Annotated in this window: 23 protein-coding genes and 2 tRNA genes; 11 read left to right on the top strand and 14 right to left on the bottom strand. The window is 59.2% G+C overall.

Annotated elements, in window-relative coordinates; translation table 11 throughout:
• The first annotated feature begins 29 nt into the window (after positions 1 to 29).
• Positions 30 to 635, top strand: a complete 606-nt coding sequence (locus tag MU551_RS06320) for a DNA-3-methyladenine glycosylase I (protein ID WP_247041687.1) — start codon at positions 30 to 32, stop codon at positions 633 to 635.
• Between the two features lie 706 nt (positions 636 to 1,341).
• Here the strand turns inward: MU551_RS06320 and MU551_RS06325 are convergent.
• Positions 1,342 to 2,223 (bottom strand): rhomboid family intramembrane serine protease, encoded by an 882-nt coding sequence (locus MU551_RS06325; protein WP_247041689.1) that lies wholly within the window; start codon positions 2,221 to 2,223, stop codon positions 1,342 to 1,344.
• A gap of 10 nt (positions 2,224 to 2,233) precedes the next feature.
• A complete protein-coding gene (locus MU551_RS06330) occupies positions 2,234 to 2,779 on the bottom strand; it encodes a peptidylprolyl isomerase (RefSeq protein WP_247041691.1) in 546 nt (181 codons plus the stop codon).
• A gap of 154 nt (positions 2,780 to 2,933) precedes the next feature.
• On the opposite strand from MU551_RS06330, the gene MU551_RS06335 reads away from it, so the two are divergent.
• Together MU551_RS06335 and MU551_RS06340 are read left to right on the top strand one after the other, a co-directional pair.
• Complete coding sequence (locus tag MU551_RS06335) at positions 2,934 to 3,920, top strand: hypothetical protein (protein WP_247041693.1); 987 nt, start codon at positions 2,934 to 2,936, stop codon at positions 3,918 to 3,920.
• Positions 3,921 to 4,044: 124 nt separating this feature from the next.
• Positions 4,045 to 4,917, top strand: a complete 873-nt coding sequence (locus MU551_RS06340) for a glycosyltransferase family 2 protein (protein WP_247041695.1) — start codon at positions 4,045 to 4,047, stop codon at positions 4,915 to 4,917.
• Positions 4,918 to 4,938: 21 nt separating this feature from the next.
• Here the strand turns inward: MU551_RS06340 and MU551_RS06345 are convergent, their stop codons facing one another.
• From MU551_RS06345 to dnaA, 12 genes are all read right to left on the bottom strand, one after another.
• Positions 4,939 to 5,847, bottom strand: coding sequence for a DMT family transporter (locus MU551_RS06345; protein ID WP_247041697.1), 909 nt, complete (start codon positions 5,845 to 5,847; stop codon positions 4,939 to 4,941).
• A gap of 80 nt (positions 5,848 to 5,927) precedes the next feature.
• Positions 5,928 to 6,003, bottom strand: a tRNA-Ala gene (locus tag MU551_RS06350).
• A 72-nt stretch (positions 6,004 to 6,075) separates the two neighbouring features.
• Positions 6,076 to 6,192: a DLW-39 family protein gene (locus MU551_RS06355; protein ID WP_247041699.1), complete on the bottom strand. Its 117-nt coding sequence runs from the start codon at positions 6,190 to 6,192 to the stop codon at positions 6,076 to 6,078.
• Between the two features lie 59 nt (positions 6,193 to 6,251).
• Positions 6,252 to 6,325: transfer RNA gene (locus MU551_RS06360), tRNA-Ile, on the bottom strand.
• Positions 6,326 to 6,410: 85 nt separating this feature from the next.
• Positions 6,411 to 7,061, bottom strand: coding sequence for a DUF3566 domain-containing protein (locus tag MU551_RS06365; RefSeq protein ID WP_247041701.1), 651 nt, complete (start codon positions 7,059 to 7,061; stop codon positions 6,411 to 6,413).
• Entirely contained in the window at positions 7,058 to 9,802 is a 2,745-nt protein-coding gene (gene gyrA / locus MU551_RS06370; RefSeq protein ID WP_247041703.1) for a DNA gyrase subunit A, read from the bottom strand. Before gyrA ends, MU551_RS06365 begins: the two co-directional genes overlap by 4 nt.
• 59 nt (positions 9,803 to 9,861) lie before the next feature.
• On the bottom strand, positions 9,862 to 11,949 hold the full coding sequence (gene gyrB, locus MU551_RS06375; RefSeq protein ID WP_308198290.1) for a DNA topoisomerase (ATP-hydrolyzing) subunit B: 2,088 nt from the start codon (positions 11,947 to 11,949) through the stop codon (positions 9,862 to 9,864).
• Positions 11,950 to 12,371: 422 nt separating this feature from the next.
• Complete coding sequence (locus MU551_RS06380; protein WP_247041705.1) at positions 12,372 to 12,938, bottom strand: DciA family protein; 567 nt, start codon at positions 12,936 to 12,938, stop codon at positions 12,372 to 12,374.
• Complete coding sequence (recF, locus tag MU551_RS06385; protein WP_247041713.1) at positions 12,931 to 14,127, bottom strand: DNA replication/repair protein RecF; 1,197 nt, start codon at positions 14,125 to 14,127, stop codon at positions 12,931 to 12,933. Before recF ends, MU551_RS06380 begins: the two co-directional genes overlap by 8 nt.
• A 34-nt stretch (positions 14,128 to 14,161) precedes the next feature.
• Complete coding sequence (gene gnd, locus MU551_RS06390) at positions 14,162 to 15,046, bottom strand: phosphogluconate dehydrogenase (NAD(+)-dependent, decarboxylating) (protein WP_247041719.1); 885 nt, start codon at positions 15,044 to 15,046, stop codon at positions 14,162 to 14,164.
• A gap of 27 nt (positions 15,047 to 15,073) precedes the next feature.
• Positions 15,074 to 16,198 carry a DNA polymerase III subunit beta gene (gene dnaN, locus MU551_RS06395; RefSeq protein ID WP_247041720.1) on the bottom strand — a complete coding sequence of 375 codons (1,125 nt, stop codon included), beginning with the start codon at positions 16,196 to 16,198 and terminating at the stop codon, positions 15,074 to 15,076.
• A 539-nt stretch (positions 16,199 to 16,737) separates the two neighbouring features.
• On the bottom strand, positions 16,738 to 18,159 hold the full coding sequence (dnaA, locus tag MU551_RS06400) for a chromosomal replication initiator protein DnaA (protein WP_247041721.1): 1,422 nt from the start codon (positions 18,157 to 18,159) through the stop codon (positions 16,738 to 16,740).
• A gap of 464 nt (positions 18,160 to 18,623) precedes the next feature.
• Between dnaA and rpmH the strand changes: the two genes are divergently transcribed.
• The 8 genes from rpmH to MU551_RS06440 all read left to right on the top strand — a co-directional run bounded on the left by rpmH (position 18,624) and on the right by MU551_RS06440 (position 24,328).
• Positions 18,624 to 18,761, top strand: a complete 138-nt coding sequence (gene rpmH, locus MU551_RS06405; RefSeq protein ID WP_062008104.1) for a 50S ribosomal protein L34 — start codon at positions 18,624 to 18,626, stop codon at positions 18,759 to 18,761.
• A gap of 40 nt (positions 18,762 to 18,801) precedes the next feature.
• A complete protein-coding gene (gene rnpA, locus MU551_RS06410; RefSeq protein WP_247041722.1) occupies positions 18,802 to 19,212 on the top strand; it encodes a ribonuclease P protein component in 411 nt (136 codons plus the stop codon).
• On the top strand, positions 19,205 to 19,600 hold the full coding sequence (yidD, locus tag MU551_RS06415) for a membrane protein insertion efficiency factor YidD (protein WP_247041723.1): 396 nt from the start codon (positions 19,205 to 19,207) through the stop codon (positions 19,598 to 19,600). The genes rnpA and yidD overlap by 8 nt, the downstream gene beginning before the upstream one ends.
• Before the next feature lie 16 nt (positions 19,601 to 19,616).
• Positions 19,617 to 20,591, top strand: a complete 975-nt coding sequence (gene yidC, locus MU551_RS06420) for a membrane protein insertase YidC (protein WP_247041724.1) — start codon at positions 19,617 to 19,619, stop codon at positions 20,589 to 20,591.
• Positions 20,592 to 21,158 (top strand): Jag family protein, encoded by a 567-nt coding sequence (locus tag MU551_RS06425; RefSeq protein WP_247041729.1) that lies wholly within the window; start codon positions 20,592 to 20,594, stop codon positions 21,156 to 21,158.
• Positions 21,159 to 21,177: 19 nt separating this feature from the next.
• A complete protein-coding gene (gene rsmG, locus MU551_RS06430) occupies positions 21,178 to 21,828 on the top strand; it encodes a 16S rRNA (guanine(527)-N(7))-methyltransferase RsmG (RefSeq protein ID WP_247041730.1) in 651 nt (216 codons plus the stop codon).
• Positions 21,829 to 21,914: 86 nt separating this feature from the next.
• Positions 21,915 to 22,979: a ParA family protein gene (locus MU551_RS06435; RefSeq protein WP_247041732.1), complete on the top strand. Its 1,065-nt coding sequence runs from the start codon at positions 21,915 to 21,917 to the stop codon at positions 22,977 to 22,979.
• Between the two features lie 65 nt (positions 22,980 to 23,044).
• The gene (locus MU551_RS06440; RefSeq protein WP_247041734.1) at positions 23,045 to 24,328 is read left to right on the top strand and encodes a ParB/RepB/Spo0J family partition protein; all 1,284 of its coding nucleotides are present in this window, start codon (positions 23,045 to 23,047) and stop codon (positions 24,326 to 24,328) included.
• The last annotated feature ends 2,613 nt before the right edge of the window (positions 24,329 to 26,941 follow it).

Genomic DNA, 26,941 nt, shown 5'->3' on the forward strand with positions numbered 1-26,941 from the left:
CATTCCCTTTGGACAGTGAGAGCTGAAGCATGACTGCTGAAGGCAACGGCACCATCGTCGGCGACGACGGACTGGCGAGACCCCCGTGGGCGGCTAATGACCCGCTGCTGCGCGAGTACTACGACACCGAATGGGGACTTCCCGTTCGTGATGAGCAGGGGCTGTATGAGCGCATCAGCCTTGAAGCCTTTCAGGCCGGACTCTCCTGGGCAACCATTCTGCGGAAACGTCCCGCATTCCGTGCAGCTTTTCATAACTTCCACCCCGAGACTGTCGCTGCCTTTACCGAGGCAGACGTCGAACGGCTGCTGCTGGATTCCGGAATCGTCCGGAACCGGCTCAAGATCCGTGCAGCCATTACGAATGCCCAGGCCACCATCGCATTGAGGCCCGACGGCGGCTTGGTGGACTTTGTGTGGGGGTTCAAACCTCCAACCACACCCAGGCCGACGACGCTTGCGGAGACCGCCACTACGTCGCCTGAATCAATCGCCCTGTCCAAAGCTCTCCGCAAGCGCGGATTTGTGTTCGTTGGACCAACCACCATGTACGCCCTGATGGAAGCCATCGGGATGATCGACACCCATCTTGTGGATAGCCATAGGAGAGGTTCGTCCGGCATCTGGAGTTCTTAGCCTCTGCCCGAGTAAAGCCGCGGCACTTCGCCTGTGGGCAAAGTTATCCACAGTGTGCATAAGTTCCGGCCACCCTGGCGGCTTGGCCCCGGTAGAAGCCACAACGCTGTAGTTCCGGCCAAATCACACTTTTGTAAGTTATTAACACTGTGGATCCACCTGTGGATATCCAAGGACCTACTGAAACTTTCCAACGGCGCGGGCTCCTGCACCTTCTTCTCCACAGACCTTCCACAAAGTTATCCACATTTGGGGATAACCTCTCCTGCTACCCGCTACTCACCTCTCATTTTCGTCCCAGTGGCAGGGAATACCGCCAATCCACAGACAGCCCGCGTTATTAACACCTGTGCATAATCCTGTGGATTTGAGCATCAAGGCACCCTTTGAGCGTTCACAAGGGAGCTTGGAAGTGGGAAAAGTTGTCCACTTAACAACAATCACGGTCTCCTTAGTTATCCACAGTTGGGGACAAAAGTGCCCGCCACTCGTGGAAAACCGCCAGCACTGGGCTTCTGTCCCGCCGAATGACCTGAACTACAGCCATGTAAGTTACTCACAATGTGGATAAGCCGTGTGGATAAAGTTCCATGGACCGACGGCCCGCCTATTCCCGGGTCGCGTAGCCGCATAATCGGTGCCACAAAAAACCCCGGTGGCCTCAGGCCACCGGGGGATAGGTGCAGGAAACAGGTACGCGGGGATCCTAAGCTGTTGCCACCCGGAACCAGGACAGGGCCACCAAAGCCACAAGCACCAGTACAAGACCGGCGGCCTGGAGAAGCCCCCGCCGCTTGCCCTTGGGCGCATAGGCAACAACTGCGGCACATGCGGCACCGGTGATGAGCCCGCCCAGGTGAGCCTCCCACGCGATGCCGGGGACAATGAATCCAATGACGCCGTTGATCGCGATCAGGACCCAGAGCTGCCGTGTATCACCGCCGCGGTGCCGTTGGACCACCAGCATGGCGCCGAAGAGTCCAAAGATGGCGCCCGAAGCACCGACCACTCCAACAAGGCCCTGGCCTGGAAGCACAACGGGATTCAGCACCAGGTAGCCAACAGAGCCGCCTAGGGCGGAGAGGACGTAGATGGCCAGGAATCGGGCCCGGCCCAGCAGGGGTTCAAGGGCTTGGCCGAACATCCACAGCATGTACATGTTCAACACGATGTGCAGGATGAAGCCAGGGGAATGCAGGAAAGCGGCCGTCAGCATCCGCCACGGCTCGAAGGCCCCGTATTTGGGGCTGACAAAGACGTTGTTGTACGCGAACTGCTCGTAGACAAACTGGCCGGGAATAACCCACTGCAGCACGTAGACCAGTGCACAGACGGCGATAATCGCGAACGTCACCAACGGCCGGCCCGTGGCAACGGCACCGCCGTAAACGGTCCTGACGCCCGGCGTCGCCCGTGCTGCTTCGTTGACGCAGTCAACGCATTGGAACCCGACGGCGGCCGCCCGCTGGCATTCCGGACACGCAGGCCGGCCGCAGCGCTGACACCTGACGTAAGAAGGCCTGTCCGGATGCCTGGGGCAAACCGGGATCTGTGCGGACGGCTCGGCCGCCGGTATTCCGTAACTCATAGGAGCGGAATCAGAGCTGTTCGATGTCGATGCTGTTGATGGTGACGTCCTCGACGGGACGATCGCCCATGCCGGTGCGGACACCCTCGATGGCGTCAACTACCTTCTTTGATTCCTCGTCAGCCACTTCACCGAAGATGCTGTGCTTACCCTGCAGCCAGTCGGTGGGGATGGTGGTAATGAAGAACTGCGAGCCGTTGGTGCCCTTGCCCATCTGGATTCCGGCGTTCGCCATGGCCAGCTTGTAGGGTTCGTTGAACGTCAGTTCGGGGTGGATTTCGTCGTCGAACTTGTATCCCGGTCCGCCAATGCCGCGTCCCAGGGGATCGCCGGCCTGAATCATGAAGTCCTTGATGATGCGGTGGAAGATGGTGCCGTTGTACAAGGGGGTACCTGTCTTGTCCTCACCGGTTTCGGGGTGGGTCCAGGCCTGCTCGCCCGTTGCCAGTCCGACGAAGTTCTTGACGGTCTTAGGGGCGTGGTTGCCGAAGAGGTTGACGACGATGTCGCCGAGGCTCGTGTGAATGGTTGCTTTTGCAGTTGCGATGGCAGTCATAAGGCCATTGTTCCACGGTGGCTCCGGGCGCAAAGAGTCTGGACAGGAGTTCCGCGCTGGGTGAAATCCATCCGAATTGCCGCTGAAGAATAGCCGGTGAGGTTCAATCCACGTAGGCTAACGAAAGAACCGCCACATTAATCGGGAGGTAGTTGTGAAGAAATCGGATCGTATTGCCCGCGACGTGGAGCACTCAGTGAGCTCCGCAGTAGAGAATGCCAAGGACTGGGCCGGCCCCCGCGTGGAGGCTGCGGTGGACTGGGCAGTTCCCCGCCTGCAGCATGGCATTGACACCGCATCTCCCAAGATTCAGGAAGGGTTGAAATCAGCGGCCCATAACCTGGCCGACGGCGTTGCCACCGTCACCCCCCGTATCCAGGATGGCCTGGCCACCCTGGCCCCGAAGATCCATGACGTAGTAGAAGGCGCGACTCCGCGGCTTCACGAGGCTCTGGATAAGGCCACCCCGGTTATTGCCAATGCCCGCGACCGCGTTGTGGTGGAATACCTGCCGCGTCTTTCAGACCAGATCGGCCAGGCATCGGAAGTGGTCCATCGCACGTTGGAGAATGCCCCGGCACGCGTGGACGCAGTGGCACAGAAGCTCGGTGACGTGGGAATTGTCCACACCATCCAGGAGCAGGCACAGACCACCGGCCATCAACTGAAGGCCGCCGCTGCTGAAGCCACTCGCGCCGTCACGAAGGAAAAGGCTGCGGCGCCGAAGTCGAAGAACCGCGGCCTGCTGATCTTCGGAGTAATTGCTGCCGCCGTGGCAGCAGGTGTAGCAGCTTGGAAGGCCTCCAAGCCCGTGGAAGATCCCTGGAAGACGCCCACGCCTGTGGACACGACTCCGGTGACACCGGCCCCGGTTCCTGCGACCTCCGTCGGAGATGCCCTTGCCGACGGCAAGCATGCAGCAACCGGTGTGGTGGCAGATACGGGTGAGGATGTTGCGGACGCCGCTGACAAGGCAGCCGACTCCTCCAGTGACGTCGCCTCAGCTGCCGGTGACGCTGTCGAAGCTGCCAAGGACGCCGGTGCCAAGGTGGCCACGGATGCCAAGACTGCTGTGAAAAACATCGCCGCCAGCCTGAACACCAACGGAACCAGTGAAGCGGAAAAGTCCACTGAGAAGTAACTGACGGCTGCCGCGAAAGCGGGTCGAAAATGGGGAAGGGCTCCGCCGAGGCGGGGCCCTTCCTGCACGTGGATACCGTGCAGTACCGGCTAAGGACAACCGTATCGGTGCTAAATTTGGACTGATGTCACCCGATAAAGCCCCCGAGGATTCCTCGAACGCTGACCCCCTGCCGAGCGTTTCCATTGTTATCCCGGCCTTCAACGAGGAGAGCGTCATACGGCAGTGCCTCATCGCGGCCGTATACCAATCTGTCCCGGCAGACGAAATCATCGTGGTGGACAACAAGTCCAAGGACCGCACGGCAAAGATCGTGCGTCAGATGCAGCTTGAATATCCAGAGAGCCCCATCATCCTTTTGAGCCAACACAAGGAACAAGGCCTTATCCCCACCAGGAACTTCGGTTTGGATCACGCCCGGAGTGACATTCTGGGCCGTATTGATGCGGACTCGGTTCTCGAGCCTGACTGGGTGGAACAGGTCCAAAAGGCGTTCAAGGACCCCACCGTCCAGGCGGCGACCGGCCCTGTGGTCTACTACGACATGCCAATGCGGCGCTTCGGGCTCAAGGCTGATGACAAGATGCGCCAGCTCATGCTCAAGCTGGCCAAACACCAGTACCACTTCCTCTTTGGTTCCAACATGGCTATGCGGCGCTCCGCGTGGGAAACCATTCGGGAAGAGACGTGCCGGGACGAAAAAGACGAGATGCACGAGGACATCGACCTTTCGCTCCACCTGGCAGACCACGAACTCAAGGTTCAGTACTGGCCCCAGATGGTGTCCGGAATGTCGGCCCGGCGCTTAGAAGATTCGCCCCGGGACTACCGCTACTACGTAACTCGCTTTGACCGCACCTATAAAGCCCACAACGTGAAGAAAATGGCCCTAAAGGCTCCCATGGTGGTGTTCTTCTCGGTTTATTTCCCGGCCAAGCTGCTGCGGGCTATCCACACAGTGAATACTGCCCAGCCCAAGACCCGCGGGGGCCAATAGCTCTCCCGGGCATTCCCCGGATCAGTCCGTACCAAGCTCCGCGAGCTGCGGGACTGCTTTCCGGGCCGAGCTGCGCTGACCGGCGACGACGACGGCGAGGCCCACCAGGATCAAAGCAAGGCCGGCGTAGGTTCCGGCCGGCAGCGTCTCAGCCAGGAACAAGGCTGCCAGCAAAGCTGCGCCCGGGATCTCGAGCAGGATGATCATGGATACCAATAGCGGACTCATCGTGGCCAGCAAATGGTTGAACGCCGTGTGCCCTACCAGTTGTGCACATACCGTGATGGCGGCTATACCCAACCAGCCGGCAGCTTCGAACCCAATGAGGGGCTGGCCGGTGAACAATGCGAGCACGGCGACCAAGGCAGCACACATTCCATAGCAGAGCGTCGTGTACGAGCCCGTAGTCATGGTCTGCCGGGCCTTCCCTCCTGCAAGGGTGTAAAGGCCTGCCAGCGCACCTCCAGCGACTGCCAGCAAGTCTCCTGCCAGGGCCTCCGGTGAAGTTCCCATATCGAATCCTGTGATCGCTACTACTCCGAGAAAGGCGACCGCCAACCCGGCCAGCACAGTCCAGCTGTGTCTGATTCCACGGAACAGCTGAAAGACTGCAATCCAGGCGGATTGCAGGCAGACGAGGGCTGTCGCGGCGGCCACCGATGTCAGTTGAAGGGAGGTAATGAAGCAGGCGAAGTGCAGGGCCAGCGCAACCGCGGCAATAAGGCACCAGCGGAACTCGGACGCCCTGATTCGACCCAGCTCCCGCGGATCCCGGACCACTACCGGAGCCACCATAACAACAGCACCGATTGCATTACGCCAGAAAGCTATAGCCAGGGCACTGACTGTTGTGGCACCAAGGGTTGCGGCTATGAGCGGCCCTGAGGAGGCTACGCCCAGCACCCCAAGAGCCGCAATAAGAAAAGTCACGTGCCCACTGTAGCCCGGCCAATCCTGGCGAACAGTTAAAGCAATGAGTCCCGGTCATTGCTGACCGGGACTCATTCTTATGGTGGAGGCACGGGGACTCGAACCCCGAACCCCCTGCTTGCAAAGCAGGTGCGCTACCAATTGCGCCATGCCCCCATAAGAAGCAACCCGTCAATCATACCCTAGTTCCAGGAAGCCTTTTGCCAGCTTCCAGACCGGGTGTCCTTGCTAGTCAACCGTATCGGTGGACTCGCTCCAGACTGTTTTCCGGGCTTCGGATTCCTGCACTTTCCTGTAGAGCAGGACGCCTGCGATCGCCGCTGCAATAACCAGCAACTTCTTCACATGCACCCCGTTCCGACTCAGTTTTACCTGAATCTTTCCTTGAACCTGTGCAGGTTCCGTGGGCGTACCAGGACTTGAACCTGGGACCTCTTCGTTATCAGCGAAGCGCTCTAACCGCCTGAGCTATACGCCCCGATGCCTCATCGGGCCGAGATATGACTTTACAGCACATCCCGGCCCGATCTCAAATCGAGGCTTTTGGGTGGAAAAGCAGCTGTTTAATCGTCCGTCAAAGTGACGCCGATACCGCCCACCAAGGTGGCGGAAATGTTGTAGAGAACCGCTGACAACATGGAGAGGGCAGTCAGCAGGACCACATTCACGACGGCGATGATCGTCGCAAAAGACGCCACCTGCCCAAGGGATGCGACCTTCTTCAATTCGAATCCGCCGCCCTCGGAACCGGCCAGGGTACCCAGCAGACTGTCCACCTGATCAAAAATTCCCGTCAGGTCAAGCACTGTCCACAAGACAATCGCCGCCACCACCGTGACGATACCCAAGGCCACGGACAGCAGGAAGGCCATCTTCAACACCGACCAGGGGTCAACCTTGCTGACGAGAAGCCGGGCCCGGCGGACCTTTGCCTTGGGGGCAGGTTTGATGAGTCCCGCCGTGCTTTGGCCGGACCGCTGGCCGGGCGCCGCCGGACGCTGACCCGCTGCAGGACGCTGACCGGGCGCTGTGGGGCGCTGACCCGGCGCAGCAGGACGCTGACCGGGAGCGGGAGGCCGCTGCGCCGGAGCACCTGGAGTGCTGGGTCGCTGCTGCGGACGCACTGGGGCATTCACCCGCGGAGCGGTCACCGGCTGACGGGCCCCGCCGGGAACGCCGCTGCTCGGATTGGGATATGAGTCGGAATTACTCACTCGTTACCTCCGGTAGTGTCTTCGTCCAGCACATCCTCGTCCGATTCAGCATCGGACGGCAGGGACAGTACTGATTCTGCTTCTCCAGATCCCTCATGTGATCCGTTATCTTCAGCCAACGTTACGTCATCACTGGCTTTACCCTGACCTTCAGCCAGAGTTTCCTCCGAGCCGTCAGTGAGGCTTCCAGCTTCGCCGGCGTCCTCATCCAAGGCGCCGTCCTCGGCCTCAATGCCTCTCTCACTGTTCCTGGCAACCTCGATGATGCGGTCGTTCTTGTCAGGCTTAGCAAAGATCACGCCCATGGTGTCCCTGCCCTTAGCCGGGACGCCCGCAACGGAGGAGCGGACCACCTTGCCGCCCTCCATGACCACCAGGACCTCATCCTCTTCCTGGACAATCAAGGCGCCTACAAGATCGCCTCGTCCTTCGGCGAGCTTCGCAACCTTGATGCCAAGGCCGCCGCGACCCTGAAGCCGGTACTCTTCCACGGCCGTGCGCTTGGCATAGCCACCGTCGGTAACGATGAATACGTAGGATCCTTCTGTGATGACGTTGGCCGCGAGGAGTTCATCGTCCTCACGGAACTTCATGCCCGTAACGCCGGATGTGGCCCGGCCCATCGGCCTCAGGGCATCGTCGGTGGCTGTGAAGCGGATGGACTGGCCCTTACGCGAGACCAGCATCAGATCATCTGTTTCCGAAACCAACTGCGCCGATACCAACTCATCGCCGTCGCGCAGGTTGATGGCGATGACACCGGCGGAACGGTTGGTGTCGTAGTCCTCCAGCCGCGTCTTCTTCACGAGTCCTCGTTTGGTGGCCAGGACCAGGTAAGGCGAGTGCTGGTAGTCCTTGAGATCCAGAACCTGGGCAATGTGTTCGTCGGGCTGGAACGCCAACAGGTTGGCTACGTGCTGACCCTTGGCATCACGGCCGGCTTCAGCCAGCTCGTAGGCCTTGGCGCGATATACGCGTCCCAGGTTGGTGAAGAACAAGAGCCAGTGGTGGGTTGTGGTGACGAAGAAGTGCTCCACGACGTCGTCGCCTCGCAATTGGGCACCCTTGATGCCCTTGCCGCCACGTTGCTGGGAGCGGTAGTTGTCGCTGCGGGTGCGCTTGACGTAGCCGCCTCGCGTGATGGTGACCACCATTTCCTCTTCCGGAATGAGGTCTTCCATCGACATGTCGCCGTCGAATCCCATCAGGATGTGGGTCCTGCGGTCGTCACCGTGTTTTGCTACGATCTCGGCCAGCTCGTTGCTGATGATCTCCCGCTGACGCTCCTCGGAGGCCAGGATGGAGTTGTACTCAGTGATGAGGGCTTCAAGCTCGGCATGACGGTCCTGGATCTTCTGGCGTTCCAGGGCTGCGAGACGGCGGAGCTGCATGTCCAGGATCGCGCGGGCCTGGAGTTCGTCGATGTCCAGCAACTGCATCAGCCCATCGCGGGCCGCTTCCGTTGTGTTGGAGGCACGGATCAGCGCGATGACTTCGTCCAGCATATCCAGTGCCTTCAGGAGTGCGCGGAGAATATGCGCTTCCTCTTCGGCCTTCCGCAGGCGGTAGCGGGTGCGGCGGGCGATGACATCGAGCTGATGGGTTACCCAGTGGCGGATAAAGGCATCAAGGCTCAGTGTCCGGGGCACGCCGTCCACGATGGCCAGCATGTTCGCGGAGAAGTTGTCCTGAAGCTGCGTGTGCTTGTAAAGGTTGTTCAGCACCACCTTCGGCACGGCGTCCCGCTTGAGCACAATAACCAGGCGCTGGCCCGTACGGCCCGAGGTTTCATCGCGGAGGTCAGCGATTCCCTGGATCTTGCCATCCTTGACCAGCTCAGCGATCTTGATGGCGAGGTTGTCCGGGTTGGCCTGGTAGGGCAGCTCGGTGACTACGAGGCAGGTTCGTCCCTGCAATTCCTCGACATTGACCACGGCACGCATCGTGATGGAACCGCGGCCGGTCCGGTAGGCGTCCTCAATGCCCCGGTGGCCCAGAATCTGGGCTCCGGTGGGGAAATCGGGGCCCTTGATGCGCAGCAGCAGCTCTTCGAGGAGTTCCTCGCGGCTGGCGGTGGGGTTGGCCAGGTACCACTGGACACCGTCAGCAACTTCGCGGAGGTTGTGCGGCGGAATGTTGGTAGCCATGCCGACGGCGATACCCGAGGAGCCGTTGACAAGCAGGTTGGGGAACCGCGCCGGCAGGATGGTTGGTTCCTGGTTCTTGCCATCGTAGTTGTCCTGGAAATCAACGGTTTCTTCGTCGATGTCCCGGACCATTTCCATGGCCAAGGGCGCCATTTTGGTTTCCGTGTACCTGGGTGCAGCTGCGCCGTCGTTGCCCGGCGAACCGAAGTTGCCCTGGCCCAAGGCCAGCGGATACCGCATGGTCCAATCCTGGATAAGGCGAACGAGTGCGTCGTAAATAGCGGTGTCACCGTGCGGGTGGTACTGCCCCATCACTTCGCCGACCACGCGGGCGCACTTGTTGAAGGAGCGGTCCGGGCGGTAGCCGCCGTCGAACATTGCGTACAGAACCCGGCGGTGGACGGGCTTGAGGCCATCCCTCACATCGGGGAGGGCGCGGCCAACAATGACGGCCATGGCGTAGTCCAGGTAAGACCGCTGCATTTCCGTCTGCAGGTCCACCTGCTCCACACGGTCGATCAGCACGTTGCCCTCAATGATGGGTTCCAGGGCGTCGCCGAACTCGCCGGGAACTTCAGGTGTTTCATCACTCATGGTTCTTTAATTCCGTTTCAGGTATATGTCGGTTCAAGAATAATCAGGGCCTAAAAGGTCTAGATATCGAGGAACCTGACGTCCTTGGCGTTCTGCTGAATGAAGTTCCTGCGTGATTCAACGTCTTCGCCCATCAAAACCGAGAAGGTCTGGTCGGCCGCTGCTGCGTCCTCCATGGTTACCTGGAGCAGGGTTCGCCGGTCCGGGTCCATAGTGGTGTCCCACAATTCGGTGTAGTCCATTTCGCCCAGGCCCTTGTAGCGCTGAATCCCATTGTCCTTGGGGATCCTGCGGCCGGCGGCCTGGCCGGATACCAGTTTCGCGTCACGTTCGCGGTCGCTGTAGACGTAGTCGTGGGGAGCGTTGGACCATTTGATCCTGTAAAGCGGCGGCTGCGCCAGGTACACGAAGCCGTTTTCTATCAACGGACGCATGTAGCGGAAGAGAAGCGTCATGAGGAGGGTCGTGATGTGCTGGCCGTCAACGTCAGCATCTGCCATCAGGACGATCTTGTGGTAGCGCAGCTTGGCAAGGTTGAAGTCTTCACCGATGCCGGTACCGAAGGCAGTGATCATCGACTGCACTTCGTTATTGCCGAGTGCCTTGTCCAGCCGGGCGCGTTCAACGTTCAGAATCTTTCCGCGAAGCGGCAGGATGGCCTGGGTTTCCGGGTTCCGGCCCCGTTTGGCCGAACCGCCTGCAGAGTCACCCTCCACGAGGTATACCTCGCACTTTGCCGGATCCTTCGAAGAGCAGTCAGAGAGCTTACCCGGCATGCCGAATGATTCCAGGGGGCTCTTGCGGCGCGCATTGTCTCGTGCCTTGCGGGCAGCCATGCGGGCCTGGGCCGCGGAAATGGCTTTGCGGATTACGTCCCGGGCAGGGCCAGGGTTCCGCTCCAGCCAGTCCCCGAGCTGGTCCGTAACCACCCGCTGCACAAACCCCTTGACCTCGGAGTTTCCCAGCTTGGTTTTGGTCTGGCCTTCAAACTGAGGCTCCGCGAGCTTGACTGAAATGACAGCCGTCAAGCCTTCGCGGATGTCGTCACCCGTAAGGTTTTCTTCTTTTTCCTTGATAATGCTTTTTTCGCGCGCGTAGCGGTTGATGAGGGAGGTCATGGCTGCACGGAATCCCTCTTCGTGGGTGCCGCCCTCATGGGTGTTGATGGTGTTGGCGTAAGTGTGGACGCTTTCGGAATACGCTGTGGTCCACTGCATGGCCATCTCGACGGCGATGTGCCGCTCTGTGTCCTCAGTTTCAAAGGCGATGACGTCCTCGTGAACTACATCAACTTTCTTGCTGGAGTTCAGGTGCTTCACGTAGTCAAGCAGGCCGTCGTTGTACTGGTAGACCACCGTGCGGTGCTCAGCGGCGATTTCACCCTCGGTAACGACGGTATCGAGGTTCAGGTCCCCGGCCTCGTCAACGCCGGCAGCTGCCTGGCGTTCATCCGTCAAGGTGATGCGAAGGCCCTTGTTGAGGAAGGCCATTTGCTGGAATCTGGCGCGCAGGGTCTCAAATTCAAACACCGTTGACTCGAAGATGCCGGCGTCCGGGTAGAACGTCTGTGTGGTTCCGGTGGTGTCGGTTTCTTCGCCTTTCACCAGTCCGCCCTGGGGCTTGCCGCCGTCAGCGAAGGACATCCGCCAGACATGGCCCTGCCTGCGGACCTCTGTATCCACGCGGCTCGAAAGTGCGTTCACGACAGAGATGCCTACGCCGTGCAGGCCACCTGATACTGCATACCCGCCGCCGCCGAACTTGCCGCCGGCGTGCAGGATGGTCATAACGACCTCCACGGTGGGCTTCTTTTCCGTGGGGTGCATGTCAACCGGGATGCCGCGGCCATCGTCCACTACCTTGACGCCGCCGTCGGCCTGCAAAGTGATCTCGATGTGGGTGCAATAACCAGCCAGCGCCTCATCAACGGAGTTGTCCACCACTTCGTACACAAGGTGGTGGAGGCCGCGGAGGCCGGTTGAACCGATGTACATGCCGGGCCGTTTACGAACAGCCTCGAGGCCTTCGAGGACAGTGATGTCGCTGGCGCCGTATTCCCTTGGAGTCGCCTTCTCCACCGGTGTATCCGGATTAGGAATCTCTTCTGCGAACTCCGCTGTCAGGGTTTCTGTATTGTCGTTAGACACAGGCGCTTTCGACTCCTCTGTAATCGATGATGGCCGGCCGTTGCCATCTCCAAGGGAGATTGCAGCCGCCAACAGGCACGTCACTGTTGACGCCGGCTACTCGGCTGACTGGCGGACCGCCCCCCTCAACGCTGGAACACGCAGGAAAACGGACTCAGTCAACGCTTCACCGGCGTCCAGTTATCTCCGACCATTCTACCGTGTAACGGCGCTCAATCCCGCATTTGGGTGCCCCATCCGGACCCAACGTGCCCACGAGAGGCCATTGGTCCACGCTGGAAGCGCCGAACACTCCACCGAATGGGTGCCTATACGACTCGGGGCCTTTGAAGCGCCCTACACGCCGTTTGTCCATTTTTCAAGAGTCTGGACAGGGGCCTGGAAGACCAATCATCCCTGTAGAGCCACACAAGGCATGTTGCTTAGCCGTAGGTATCGCGCGGGCCGCGTCCGTTCACTGTACGTCCGCCCTTGCGCCAGCTTGGCGCCGCCGGTCCAAGTACCTTGATGCTTGTCACCACTCCATCGCCCAGTTCGGTTCGGAACTTCTCCAGCAGGCTGAGGCTGAGCAGGCGGAGCTGGGTTGCCCAGGCCTTGGAATCACATCTGACGTGCAGCGTGGTGTCGGTGAAACTCTCGGGCGTGCAGTGTGCAGAAATTTCAGGGCCCACCAGGGTGGCCCACTCGGCCATGACCGAACCGACGGCCACGGGGGAAGTCCAGCCACGTTCGGCAACCAGCCGCCCCACCACTTTTCCCAGGCCCAAAGGGTCGCGGCCCGTTCCGTGGAACTGGGTGAACCCCCGGGTTCCCCGCTCGCTCCGCCCTGGCTTCTGCAGGTTGCCACCGGCGCGGGGAGCCGCGCGTCGGATTTCGCCGCGGGCAGCCGCGGCCTCCCTCATCCGGTTGAGTGCCACCTGGGCAGCATCGATTTCATCAGGGTCGCGGCCCGGTTGCAGGCCGCCGGCACTTTTGTCGTCCCTATTCATCGATTCCTCCTGGGATGACCTTCACCCGCCGCCCAGCCAACTCTTCCGGAATGTCAGCCTCGACGGCGGCCGTAACCAACACTTGTTCGGCACCGCTGACGATTGCAGCCAGTTTACGCCGACGCTGTACATCCAGCTCCGCAAAAACGTCATCGAGAATAAGGATGGGGGCAGACCCGCCCGTCCTGGTGTCGTCAAGCATCACGTAGTACGAAGCCAATCTCAGTGACAGGCACATGGACCAGGTTTCCCCGTGGGAGGCATATCCCTTCGCGGGCGCTTCCCCAAGAATCAGTTCCAGTTCGTCCCGATGTGGTCCAACGAGAGAGATTCCGCGTTCGAGTTCCCTTCGGCGGGAGGCGGCGAACGCCTGAACGTAGCGCTCTGTCAGTTCATCCACGGACAGTGTTCCAAGATCCTCAGCCGTTAGCCCGGGCACGGCAGGGTCAGTTCCCAAGACCGAGGTGGCGCCGTCGTCGTCCAACTGGTTAAGCAGTGTTGATCGGTACACGGCTCCCGCAGCTTTTGATCCGTCAGTCAGTTGTTCGTAGGCGTTCTTCAGATGCGGGCGGAGCCTGTCAACAAGTTCAAGCCTGGCATGCAGGAGTTCCGCGCCGGCCCGCGCCATGTGTTGATCCCAGACATCAAGTGTTGCTTCATGCCCTGCCGTGAACTTGCCTGTCCGGGCGGACTTCAGGAGGGCGTTGCGCTGTTTCAGCACACGGTCGTAGTCGCTGCGGGTTGCAGCGTGGCGAGGCATAAGGCTGACCAGAAGTTCATCGAGGAAGCGTCGGCGGTTTGAAGGGTCGCCTTTGACCAGTGCCAGATCTTCGGGAGCGAAGAGGACCGTCTGGCAGATTCCCAGCAGATCCCTGGAGCGTACCGGGTTGCTGCGGTTGATTCTTCCCCTGTTGGCCCGGCTGGCGTTAATCTCAAGTTCCAGGACCGTTGACTGGTCGCCCCGGACCAGCTTTGCCCGGATCAGGGCACGGTCTGCACCGAAACGAAGCAGTGGACCATCCGAGCTCACCCGATGCGAGCTCAGCGTGGCAAGATAACCGATGGCTTCCATCAGATTCGTTTTTCCGATGCCGTTAGAACCCAACAGCACGGTGATCCCGGGGTCAAGAGTCAGGTCCACCTGGGCGTAGCTGCGGAAATCAGTCAGGGAAAGGTGCTGTAGGTACACGCTTTTCAGAATCCTCGGGGGTGGCGTGCCACCCTTATTTGGCCGGGCGGGTGGCGTGGCCGCCGAACTGTTGGCGCAGGGCGGAGACCATTTTCATGGCCGGCGAATTGTCCTCCCGTGAGGAGAATCGCGCGAACAGGGCCGCCGTAATGGCGGGTGCCGGGACAGCGTTTGCAATCGCCTCTTCGACGGTCCAGCGTCCTTCCCCTGAATCCTCGACGTAGTCATCAATGGAGGCCAGGCCCGGATCTTCGTCCAGGGCTTTTACCATAAGGTCCAGGAGCCAGGAGCGCACTACTGTGCCTTTTTGCCAGGCGCGGAATGTGCCTGGCAAATCCGCGACGATGTCCTTGGCAGCGAGCAGTTCGTAGCCTTCGGCGTAAGCCTGCATCAGGCCGTACTCGATCCCGTTGTGCACCATCTTGGCGTAGTGCCCGGCTCCTACTCCGCCGACGTGGACGAAGCTGTCGGCGCGTTCGCCTTCGGGCCGCAGCGCATCAAAAACCGGCATGGCCCGCTCGATGTCGGCCGCCTCGCCGCCGGCCATCAGGCCGTAGCCGTTCTTCAGTCCCCACACGCCACCGGACACTCCGCAGTCAGCGAAGCGAATGCTTTTTTCGGCAAGGGAGGCAGCATGCTTCTGATCTTCAGTGAAGCGGGAGTTTCCGCCGTCTATGATCAGGTCTCCTGCTTCCAGCTTGTCCCCAAGATCGCTGATTACCGAATCGGTGATCTCACCGGCCGGAACCATTACCCAGATAATCCTCGGTGCGGGTATGGCCGCGATGAGTTCGTCGACGGACGCTACATCCGTAATCTCGGGGTTTCGATCCAGACCGGTGACTTCGATGCCACCCTGACGAAGCCGTTCGCGCATGTTGAAACCCATTTTGCCAAGGCCGATTAGTCCGATGTGCATGGGGAACCCTTTTCTGCGCTGCTGGTTCTAGTTGGGAAGGCGTACCGGCATCACGAGATACCGGTAGTCATCCTGGTCTTCGCCGTCGGCCTCGCGTTGAGCCGTGATCATGGCGGGCTTGGGAGCGGTGGTGAAGGAGAACCGGACATACGCGGTTTCTATAACACTGAGACCTTCCACCAAATAATGCGGGTTGAAGGCTACCGTAATGTCCTCACCGGTGAGCTGCGCTTCCAGCTCTTCTGAGGCCTGTGCATCTTCGCCGGTACCGGCGTCGAGGTTCAACAGCCCTTGACTGAAAGCAAGCCGCACCGGAGTGTTCCGCTCCGCCACGAGGGAGACACGACGGACCGCTTCAACAAGTTCTTGCGTCCGGACAGTGGCGTAGATGGGCGTTGTATCGGGGAAAAGTGAACGGATCTTGGGGTAGTCACCATCTACGAGCAGAGACGTCGTGGTCCGTCCGCCACTTTCGAAACCGATAAGCCGGCTGTCGTCATCCGCCAGGGCAAGGTTGATGTCACCGCTTCCACCAAGGGTCTTGGCCACTTCGTTGAGGGTTTTGGCCTTGACCAATGCACTCGTGGAGACGCCGGGCGTGACAGGCTTCCACGGTACTTCGCGCATGGCCAGACGGTAACGGTCAGTGGCAAGGAGAGTGATGAGGTCATCTTCGATTTCCATCCGAACGCCAGTGAGGATGGGAAGGGTGTCATCCTTGCTCGCGGCGATAATCACCTGGGAAACCGCCTGGGCGAACGCATCTCCCGAGACCGTGCCGCTGATGGCCGGCAGGGCAGGGAGGGGCGGGTACTCTGCCTCGGGCATGGTGGCAAGGTGGAAACTGCTGCGACGGCAAGTGAGCGTGACCTTGTTGCCGTCGGTTTCGATGTCCACTGGAGCGGACGGAAGGCTGCGGCAGATATCTGCCAGGAGCCGGCCGGACACCAGGATGGTTCCCTCGTCCGTGATGTCCGCGGCGATCTCAAGCCGGGCGGACGTTTCGTAATCGAAGCTGGACAGGCTGACAGTTCCGGCTTCGGCCTTGAGCAAAAGTCCGGAGAGTACCGGGACGGGCGGCCGCGGAGACAACGACCGGGCTGTCCAGGTGACGGCTTCTGCCAGGACGTCCCGTTCGACTCTGAACTTCACGGAAGGGTGCCGCCTTTCATTGCTGCTGTCGTTTCTGATCGGGGAGCTCCAGGCTGAAGGTCCCCCAAACCATGTGGCGCTCCACCGCCGGACCTGCATGGTTTTCACATGGGCCACCACAGAAAGTCCCAAGGATGGGAGCGCTGCTGACAGCTTAGCCCGAAGATCCGGGATTAACCCATCCCCGGTTGACGCGGTGGTGGTTCGAGCAAGGGGTTTGGCGTCGGGAAGGTCCAGGTCGGGAAATTGTTGTTTGAGGGAATTTCAATTTTTTGGGATTAGTAGTGTTAATAACTGCTGTGGAAACTGTGGATAACCCAATCCTGCGGTATGGTTCCGCGGTTCTTCCCTGTTCATGGATTGTGGGTGGAGCAGGTTTTAAACAGGGTGTGGATGGGGACAACTTTTTGGGCGGTTTCGCTGATCCACAGATGGCTTAAGGGTTTTAAGCCCATCGGACGGGGTTGTCCCCTTAACTATCCACAGGCTTATCCACATGCCCCTGTTAATAAGGTAGGGGCTGAGGGAATCGCTCCTGCTCAGGAGTTGCGCTGCTGCTGCTTAATCCGGTTGGTCAGTTCTGTCACCTGGTTGTAGATCACACGTCGCTCGGCCATGAGTTCACGGATCTTACGATCGGCGTGGATCACGGTGGTGTGGTCACGTCCGCCCAGTTCCTGCCCGATTTTTGGCAAGGACATGTCGGTAAGTTCGCGGCAGAGGTACATGGCGATCTGGCGGGCGGTCACCAAAGTGCGTGTCCGGGATTTGCTGCACAGTTCTTCCATGCTGAGCTTGAAGTAGTCAGCTGTCTGGGTCAGGATCTGGCCGGATGTAATTTCCTGGGCGCCGTCGTCGGTGATCAGGTCTTTCAGCACCATTTCGGCCAGGCCTACGTCAACGGGCTGGCGGTTCAGGCTGGCGAACGCTGTGACGCGGATAAGGGCGCCCTCCAGCTCGCGGATGTTGCTTGAGATCTTGGAGGCGATGTACTCGAGGGCGTCGTCGGGCGCGGAAAGACCCTCGCTCAGTGCTTTCTTCCGGAGGATTGCAATGCGGGTCTCCAGTTCCGGCGGCTGGATATCCGTGAGGAGGCCCCACTCGAAGCGCGATTTCATCCGGTCCTCAAACCCTGCCAGCAGCTTGGGCGGCTGGTCTGAGGTGATGACAACCTGCTTGTTGTTGTTGTGCAGGGCATTGAACGTGTGGAAGAACTCTTCCAGCGTCCGGTCCTTCCCTGCCAGGAACTGAATGTCATCGATGAGCAGGACGTCGACATTCCGGTACGTGGTCTTGAAGCTTGTGCCCTCATCGTCGCGGATGGAGTTGATGAAGTCGTTGGTGAACTCCTCTGAGTTCACGTAACGGACGCGGATCCCGCTGTACAGGCGCCGTGCATAGTGACCGATCGCGTGGAGGAGGTGGGTTTTACCCAGACCCGAATCGCCGTAGATGAACAACGGGTTGTAAGCCTTCGCCGGCGCTTCAGCTACCGCTACGGCGGCCGCGTGGGCGAAACGGTTGGAGGAACCGATCACAAACGTGTCAAAGACATATTTCGGGTTCAGGCGGCCGAATTCATGCGAAGTGCTGGGCAACATGGGTTGCGGTTTAAGTTCCACGGCCGCATCGGCTGAGAGGGAAAGTTCGACGACGGGTTCCGGCTCCGTGTGAAGGGGAACCAAATCCGTGTCGACGTCGATCGCGCAGCGGATGTCGTCAGAGAAGACATTGCGGAGCGCGTCGTCGAGGGCGTCCTTGACCTGGGTCTGGAGTACCTCACGGGTGAGTTCATTGGGAACCGCAACCAGGAGGGTGGAGCCGATAAGCCCTTGTGCCTGGGCGAGGATAACGAAGCCACGTTGCCGGGGTGACACCCTGTGGTCCTGTTCCATGAGCGTGACTACCCGGCGCCAGGAACTTCCGACAGTATTCGCGTGGTTGGCTTCGTCTACTGTCATCGATGGTTCCCTCAAACTTGCTTGCCTGCATTACCTGCAGCCACAAGCGTGAAACCAGGGTTCTGGTTCAGCTTCATCCACAGGGTTATACACAGACCGTGGATAATCGGCTACTGGGCCACTCTAGGGGATGAAAAGGCCAGAAGATAGCTGGTAAGTGCCTTGTGGATAATTACACTGTTGTTGTTCGAAAAACACCCCTGTGACCCACTTCATCCACAGGCACAAACAAAGGGTTAACCACAGTTGGGGACAGCCTTGCTTGTACCTTCCGGTTTGACTGGGGGTGGCTTTTTGCCCTAACGTTGTGAAGTCCTTTGTGTCCGCTTTTTGACCTCATTGAACCTCCCGGCGCCATGCGCATCAGGAGCTGAGAGCAGCGGACATATACAAAACTTAGCGTCGGCCAGTTCTTCCCCTTTTTGATCGGGTGGGCGCACCTTTGATCCACTGGAGTAACTAACGTGAGCAAGCGGACTTTTCAGCCGAATAACCGCCGTCGAGCCAAGAAGCACGGCTTCCGCCTTCGTATGCGTACCCGTGCCGGCCGCGCCATCCTGGCTGCCCGCCGTGGCAAGGGACGCATCGAACTGTCGGCCTAAATACTGACTCGTCGGTCAATATCCCTGTGCGAGTTTAAAGGTGCTGGCCACCCGGAACCGTCTGAGGACTTCAACCGATTTTTCAAATACTGTACGTTCCGGCGCCCGCAATGGACGCCGGAACGTAGTGTTATATACGGTAGCTATTGCTGCCGACGAACCCAGCCGGTTCGGCTTCATCGTTTCTAAGAGTGTCGGGAACGCTGTGGTCAGGAACCTCGTTAAGAGGAGACTGAGAGAAGCGGCTGCTTTGTCGTTGCAGGAATATCCTGCCGGTTTCGCGATTGTGGTGAGGGCCCTGCCTGCATCCGCTAGCGCGAGCTGGGACCAGTTGTCGGCAGACTACAAGGCCGCTCTGGAATCAACCATGAAACGGCTGGACGGCCGCCTTTCCCGGGCCGCATCAGCGGCTTCAACCGAGATTCAACAGGAAGGGACACCGCGTGCGTAAGCCTAGTGCCGCCGTCGTCCGTTCCTTCCCAGGCACAGCGCTGCCACTGGGCAGGTTCATCTGGGATCTGCCACGGAACGTCCTCATTGTTCTGCTCAAGACCTACCGCAAGGTGATTTCCCCCCTCTACGGCCAGGTCTGCCGATTTTTTCCTTCCTGCTCGGCCTACGCCCTCGAAGCAATCACCGTCCACGGCGCCGTCAAGGGTAGCTGGCTTGCTGTCCGCCGCCTTGCGCGCTGTCATCCATGGAATGCCGGTGGTGTGGACCATGTCCCCGCCGGTCACCGGGAATGGCCTGAAAACCAGACCCCCACAATTGTTGTGCTGAATAATCCGGACAAGTACCTGGCTGCTCAGACTGATGGAGAAGGCCGCGCTGCGGCCTGACGAATAGGGATATCGTATGGACTTCTTTGAAACAATCATGTTTCCGTTCAAGTGGCTTGTGTCCATCATCATGGTGGGCTTCCATGAGGGCCTGAGCACCATTGGCATGCCCGCCGCCAACGGCTGGACCTGGACGCTGTCCATCATCGGGCTGGTGCTGGTGATCCGTGCCGCTCTGATCCCTGTGTTCGTGAAGCAGATCAAGGCGCAGCGCGGCATGCAGCTCCTGCAGCCGGACCTGAAGAAGCTCCAGGACAAATACAAGGGCAAAACCGACCAGCTGTCCCGCCAGGCCATGGCGCAGGAGCAGATGGCCATGTACAAGAAGCACGGAACCAACCCGTTCTCTGCCTGCCTGCCCATGCTGATCCAGATGCCGTTCTTCTTCGCCCTCTTCCAGGTGCTTTCCGGGATCAGCTCGAACGCTGTGTCCGGCAAAGGCATCGGGGCGATGAGCCACGAGCAGGTAGTGCAGTTCGACCAGTCGAGCATCTTCGGCGCTCCGCTGTCGGCCACGCTGCTTCATGGAACACCACCCGGCGGCAACGTGGTGGCCGTGTGGATCCTCTCAATCGTGATGATTCTGGCCATGACGGCCTCGCAGTTCATCACGCAGAAGCAGATCATGGCCAAGAACATGTCTGAAGAAGCCATGGCCAGCCCGTTCATGCGCCAGCAGAAGATGATGCTGTACATCCTGCCGATCGTCTTCGGCGTGGGCGGTATCAACTTCCCGATCGGTGTCCTTATCTACTGGACCACCACCAACCTCTGGACCATGGCCCAGCAGTTCTTTGTTATCCGTCGCATGCCGACGCCGGGTTCCCCTGCCGCCAAGGCCCTCGCCGAGCGCCGTGCCGCCAAGGGCCTGCCCGCCCTGCCCATCCTGGGCGGAAAAAAGGTCGAAGCCGAAGCCGCTGCCGCCGCTGCCGTTGTCGAAGCCAGGAGCCAGCGCGTCCAGCCACAACGTAAGAACAGGAAGAAGAAGTAAATGTCTGTCGAAAGCACCGAACAATCCACGCCCGTTGAGGCTGTTGAAGACCAGGACGATGCGCAGAACGACGCCGGGAACCCGGACAAGGGGTCTTCGGCAACCCGTCTGGAAGAAGAAGGCGACGTCGCAGCCGACTACCTGGAAGAGCTGCTGGACATCGCGGACATCGACGGTGACATTGACATTGAAGTCCGTAATGGACGTACTTATATCTCCATCGTGGCTGAGGATGATTCACCTGGCCTGGAGAGCCTCGTAGGCCCTGACGGAGAGGTACTGGAAGCACTGCAGGAGCTGACGCGGCTTTCGGTTCTGTCCGCCACCGAAAACCGTTCGCGGCTCGTCCTTGATATCAACGGATATCGCCAGGAGCGTGCCGGCCACCTTCAGAAAATCGCTGAAGATGCCGTCGCGTCAGTCAAAGAATCCGGCAAGGCAGTGGCCCTGGAGCCGATGAGTGCCTATGAACGCAAGATCGTGCATGATGCAGTTGCCGATTTGGGACTCGTCAGCGAGTCCGAAGGTGAAGGCGCGGGCCGGCACATCGTTGTGTCCGCCGACTAAGACTTCCGGCTGACTCATCATGGTTGAACTGACCGAAACTGAACTCAAGGCCGCCATCACAATCTTTGGCGACCGCCTGGAACTGGCCAAAAGATATGTGGAGCACCTCGCCACATCAGGTACCGAGCGTGGATTGATCGGTCCGCGTGAAGTGCCTCGCCTCTGGAGCCGTCACGTCCTGAACTGCGCCGTGATCGAAAGTGAAATTTCGCACGGCAGCCACGTTGCGGATGTTGGAAGCGGTGCCGGACTTCCGGGCCTGTGCCTTGCAATTGCCAGGCCGGATTTGGAGCTGACGCTCATCGAACCTCTTGAGCGGCGAGTGATCTGGCTGCAGGAAGTAGTGGATGATCTCGGTCTCGATAACGTCACCGTGATGCGGACGCGGGCCGAACTGGCCGTAGGAATGGTGACCGCCGACGTCGTTACCGCCAGGGCGGTTTCCGCTCTTTCAAATTTGGCCGGCCTCACCATCCCGCTACTTGCAGGGCAGGGTGAAGTAGTGGCAATTAAGGGCAGAAGCGCCCACGAAGAAATTGATAAAGCCGCCAAGGTCATCCGAAAACTCGGAGGCGTTGAGACGTCTGTTGTAGTAGTTGGGCAGGAACTCCTGGAGGAGCCCACAACAGTGGTGCGAATCATTGTGAAGTCGGCTCAAAAGATCGCCTAGTCGCTGGCCATGCGCCATTCGTCTGGAGGGGTAAGCAGTTAGGCTAGTGAACGGCATGAAAAGCCGAATGAGAGTGAGAGTGTCACATGACGAGTAGCGAAGCCTCCACGCAGCGGATTCCGCCGTTTGTGTCTTTGGGGTCAGCGCGTGCCATGGTGGCGCCTTCCACGACTCAGGCTTTGCCGCCGTTCCGCGCTGGCTCGATTTTCGGGGAAGCCAGCCTTGCAGTTTCACGTGAAACTATCTCTGGGGGGCTCAGCAACGTTATGGACACCATGGACGATTCCAGCCCCATCGCGAGGGACCTTGCCCACGAGAACAGACGCCGTGAACGGCTTCTGGGCCGTGAGCTTCCTAAACCTGACAAGACGCGAGTCTTCACCGTCTCGAATCAAAAGGGAGGCGTGGGTAAGACCACCACGACGGTTAACATTGCGGCCGCCCTTGCCGCGGCTGGACTCCAGGTGCTCGTCATTGACATTGATCCGCAGGGCAATGCGTCAACTGCCCTCGGCGTCGAACACCACGCGGACATCGACAGCATCTACGACGTCCTGATCAACGACATACCGTTGCATGAAGTTGTTGCGCCTTGCCCCGACGTCGAGAACCTGATCTGCGCTCCCGCCACCATCCACCTCGCCGGTGCAGAAATTGAGCTCGTCTCATTGGTTGCCAGAGAACAGAGACTCCGCAGGGCTATCGATGTCTATGCCAAGGAGCGCGCCAAGAATGGCGAGGAACGCCTCGACTACATCTTCATCGACTGCCCACCCAGCCTTGGCCTCCTCACCGTCAACGCATTCTGCGCTGCGGATGAAGTTCTCATTCCCATCCAGTGTGAGTACTACGCACTGGAAGGTCTGAGCCAGCTGTTGAAGAACATCGAGATGATCCAGAAGCACCTGAACGCAGATCTCGAGGTGTCGACAATTCTCCTGACGATGTATGACGGGCGAACCAACCTGGCGGCCCAAGTGGCAGCCGAGGTTCGCCAGCACTTCCCGAAGCAAGTCCTGGGCGCTGTAGTTCCGCGCTCTGTCCGTATCTCGGAAGCGCCAAGCTACCAACAGACCGTGATGACGTATGACCCCTCCTCCAGCGGCGCACTTTCGTATTTGGAAGCTGCCGCCGAAATTGCTGAACGCTAGAATTTCAAGAATTGCACCAACCAGAGCCAGGACTGCCGGGCTCGTCCAATGGAGGGAATCATCCGATGAGCGAAAAGAGACGCGGCCTGGGCCGTGGACTTGGAGCACTCATTCCAAGTTCCGCGCCGACTAACGTATCCGGCAACGGGTCACCGTCGCCGTCTCGGCCCGTGGATCTTTTCTTTCCTGAAGCACGCAAGACCCCCTCGGCGGTCCCTGCTCCCACAGAGGTTGATGCTGCCACCGTCCCAATCTCAGAGAAACCGGCAAAGCCCGCTGTAGGTGGAACAAAGAAGGCCGCCGGCCCGGAGACGAACGGGCCAACCAAGGCAGCAGCTTCTGGTACCCGGAAGAGCGCCGCAACTCCGAAAGCTACTCCGGCTACTGGAGCCCAGCCCAAAGGCGCGGACCATGACAGTGATGCCCGCGCAGATCAAACTTCCGGCTCAGATGCCAGTCCATCAGTTGCCTCGGGTGAAACTGCCAACTCGGATATCGGGGACGCCAGCCAAGACGTTGAGCTGGTGGAAGTCCCAGGTGTCCGTTTCGCGGAAATTCCTGTTACGGACATTCATCCCAACCGGAAGCAGCCTCGTTCTATCTTCGATGAAGACGACATGGCTGAGCTCGTGCACTCTGTTCGCGAAATCGGTGTCCTCCAGCCAATTGTGGTGCGTACATCAACCGAAAAGGGTGGAGAACCTTACGAGCTCGTCATGGGTGAGCGTCGCTGGCGTGCAGTTCAGGCCGCAGGCCTGGCTACGATTCCTGCGATCGTCCGTGACACCACAGATGACGATCTTCTCAGGGACGCGCTGCTCGAGAACCTGCACCGAAGCCAGCTGAACCCTTTGGAGGAAGCTGCTGCTTATCAGCAGCTGCTCGAGGACTTTGGAACTACTCACGAGCAGTTGGCAGACCGCATCGGCCGTTCGCGCCCGCAGGTTTCCAATACGCTCAGATTGCTCAAGCTGCCGCCCTTGGTCCAGCGACGTGTTGCTGCCAGCGTAATATCGGCCGGCCATGCCCGGGCTCTACTCTCGCTGCCTGATGCCGCTGCTATGGAACGCCTTGCCCAGAAGATCGTGGCGGAGGGAATGTCAGTTCGTGCTACGGAGGAAGCAGTCACTCTCTATCAGGCGCCGGCTTCTCCCACCAAGAACAACGTTCCACGCCCAGGGGCCAGGCACGAACGCTTGGATTATCTTGCATCGTCTCTTTCTGATCGCTTGGATACCAACGTCAAGATCTCCCTGGGTGCACGGAAGGGCCGTGTGAGCATCGAGTTTGCAAGCGTTGAAGATCTCAATCGCATTATGGAAGTTCTTGCTCCCAACTCAGACAACTGAGCCTTCTTCTTTGAGGGGCCTGTTTCACGTGAAACAGGCCCCTTTTTGTTTTATGTCTGTGTTCTTCATGGTTGGCATAGCTTCGACTTGTTGTCGGTTCAAGGTTGGAGTGGGCACCCGCTTTTGTTTGCTGTCGCTGATTTCAAGTTTGAGTTGGGTGTCAGGATGCCCTTGCTGCCTTGGAAGTCGCAGCGCTGCTGAGCGCAAAAGTCTGAAAGCTCCACCCCAGTTAATGCTTCTGGGCTTCATGTGACGGCACCTGGTAGTGGTTACTGTTGGTCCCCAGACTCTTGCTGGCTTTCTTTTGGAGATACATGAGGCTCAATTTGTAGGCTTCCCCGTTGTCTTGAGGGCTATCCGTCGGTGCAATATCCGACTAGGAGCCAGTTGATCACGATGAGTTCCAGCCTGGCATACTGTTTGAGCAGCTAATGGCCAGGTATTTTGCCAGTCGATTTGGGCTGCCGTCTTGGACTCGGTTGCCCAATCAGAGTACTAGCCCCATCTTCTTTGGTAGCCGTCCCACTTCAACGTCATCTTGGAAACCACAAGTTCCGTGATCAAACGTCATCCTGGAATCAAGCGTTGTGTGCTTAGGCGTGATCTTGTAGATCTTTCACATGGAACGTGTGCTTCGGAGCCATACTGAAATACAGTGCTCTGTTCTTGTTTTGCCGTCCGTGCAAGCTGCCGGCCCGATTCTTCCGGGTTGAAGTGTACGAGTGGATACCACGCGGCTTTGTCCTGTTTCACGTGAAACAACAACCCGTAGCGACCCCACTATTTCTGTAACTCAACTCGTCGCGAATGGCAGTTCACGTTATTTGACCACCTGCGCACATTCTCGACGAACTGCAATCGAGCCGCGCGTCGGATCCCGAGGACCGTCTTGGATCGCTTCCGGTGGAACCCTTGCACCTCGGCCACTCAATCACTGCACGGAACCTGCACTCAAGGTGCCGCCGCAAGGCGAACCTCGCATGTGAAAATCAACAGGGAGTACGGGCGCGACGCTAGGTTCCCATGTCTTTCTGGCAAGTTCCCGATATTATTTGCGGACTTGGAGTCTATCTGTCATCTTGCCCCGACTTTTGCACTTGGTATCGGGTGGCCATGGCTCATGCGGCCGCTACCGAGCTCCGAGCCCTTTCAGCACTAAGCGGGCGAACCAATATTCAGTGAGGCGCAAAATAGTGACTGTTTCACGTGAAACAGCCGGTAGAGGCTGGCCCCGTTGGCCTTCTCTTCCTTCTAGCGGGCGTCGGTGAATCTTCGAAGCAGAGAGCCGTGCTGCGCCTTCCCCCGCCGTGCTGAGGCGTTGGTACCTGGACATCAAGAGGCTCTACCGGGCTGCAGGTCTACGGCTACTTGGCGCCTCAGCTGCCCTGTGGACGCACTCAGAAATTAGCGCAGTCGTACCCAGACCTATCCCCTGCTGTCTACTGAGCATCCACACCTGCCCGGGGTGCCATGAATTGTCGGATAGCAGGAGAATTGTCCTCGCTGGCCAGCTGTAAGGATTGTCCGGGCTCTACCGGCAACATCGAGCTTTGCAGATCGCCGCTATCGTTTATAGCGTCTTCAATGCCTATTCGAACGGTTGGCTTAATCCCTGACGATTGGACACTAAACATCTCCAGTCATACCTGGGCGTTCTGCCGACCCCTACTGGTGATGCCTAACAACCCCTGTGGTCATGACAGAGCAATGTTTCACGTGAAACATGATCGAGCCCGAACCCGCTCTTTTTGATCGCTGGGTTTAGAGGTGTTACCAAAAGCATCGTGTTGTCGTTCCGAAGGGGGATCACAACAGCTCGGTAGTAACCCTGAGTCTTCAGGCAACCTGGGCAGCGGCCAAGGAACGCTGACCACGTTTCAAGGATGAATCAGAGGAGTTGTCGGATGGCGCGGGCATTACGATCATTCACACAGTCCCCTGTGCCCGGTGCCCTGGCAGCAAGGGATTAGGTGACAAGTCTATGGTGTGAGCCAGCAGGAGAGGATACTGAGTGTTTTCTCCCCTGGCCCAGATGCTCCGCGGGAGCCAACCCTCGGGGTTGCCAATCCAGCGGACTCCGAGGCTTACTCGCGGCTTCTTAGGATTAGTCCTGATAGTTACCGTCTCTGCGTGCCCACGCAGACCCGGCCGTAGCCAGGCGGCGCTAGTAATAGTCCCCGTTAAGGTGACCGGGACAGAGCTGTCACGAGGATCTTCCCTCCAGCCATGAAGACTACTTGAACGCTGTCAATAATCATTGAGGACACAGAGAGCTTTCACAGCGGCAAAGCTGACCCGGTCCCGGTCTGGAGGACTTGGTCGCTCCCCCGGGTGCGTGGCGGCAACGAATGCAAATGACCAATAGTGCCTCCCGCCAGAACAGCAAGTTGGTATGTGCCACCGTGGAGCGTCGTGCGCCAACCCCTACAGCCATGGCTTCTAACGACTACAAGAGTCGACTCAGTCCGATGGTGTACTGGGGCTTCGTTGTTGATCGTAAGCGACTAGGCCAGCGTCCCCTGTGGGATCGGACCACTGGGTCTGAATGTGGTGTGGCATCCACTTGAGGGTGGCGGATTCCGTGCTCCGAGATTCCTATCCTTGTACACGATG

Origin of the sequence: Arthrobacter rhizosphaerae, from assembly GCF_023062595.1 — a bacterium.
GTDB classification, from domain to species: domain Bacteria; phylum Actinomycetota; class Actinomycetes; order Actinomycetales; family Micrococcaceae; genus Arthrobacter; species Arthrobacter rhizosphaerae.

Bases quoted from the DNA above. Each gene is read 5' to 3' on its own strand.
- gnd (WP_247041719.1), bottom strand. From the start codon at position 15,046: ATGCACATCGGACTAATCGGCCTTGGCAAAATGGGTTTCAACATGCGC.
- MU551_RS06320 (WP_247041687.1), top strand. From the start codon at position 30: ATGACTGCTGAAGGCAACGGCACCATCGTCGGCGACGACGGACTGGCG.
- MU551_RS06440 (WP_247041734.1), top strand. From the start codon at position 23,045: ATGAGCGAAAAGAGACGCGGCCTGGGCCGTGGACTTGGAGCACTCATT.
- MU551_RS06425 (WP_247041729.1), top strand. From the start codon at position 20,592: ATGTCTGTCGAAAGCACCGAACAATCCACGCCCGTTGAGGCTGTTGAA.
- MU551_RS06380 (WP_247041705.1), bottom strand. From the start codon at position 12,938: ATGAATAGGGACGACAAAAGTGCCGGCGGCCTGCAACCGGGCCGCGAC.
- dnaA (WP_247041721.1), bottom strand. From the start codon at position 18,159: ATGACAGTAGACGAAGCCAACCACGCGAATACTGTCGGAAGTTCCTGG.
- MU551_RS06435 (WP_247041732.1), top strand. From the start codon at position 21,915: ATGACGAGTAGCGAAGCCTCCACGCAGCGGATTCCGCCGTTTGTGTCT.
- gyrA (WP_247041703.1), bottom strand. From the start codon at position 9,802: ATGAGTGATGAAACACCTGAAGTTCCCGGCGAGTTCGGCGACGCCCTG.
- MU551_RS06330 (WP_247041691.1), bottom strand. From the start codon at position 2,779: ATGACTGCCATCGCAACTGCAAAAGCAACCATTCACACGAGCCTCGGC.
- rsmG (WP_247041730.1), top strand. From the start codon at position 21,178: ATGGTTGAACTGACCGAAACTGAACTCAAGGCCGCCATCACAATCTTT.
- MU551_RS06340 (WP_247041695.1), top strand. From the start codon at position 4,045: ATGTCACCCGATAAAGCCCCCGAGGATTCCTCGAACGCTGACCCCCTG.
- MU551_RS06325 (WP_247041689.1), bottom strand. From the start codon at position 2,223: ATGAGTTACGGAATACCGGCGGCCGAGCCGTCCGCACAGATCCCGGTT.
- yidC (WP_247041724.1), top strand. From the start codon at position 19,617: ATGGACTTCTTTGAAACAATCATGTTTCCGTTCAAGTGGCTTGTGTCC.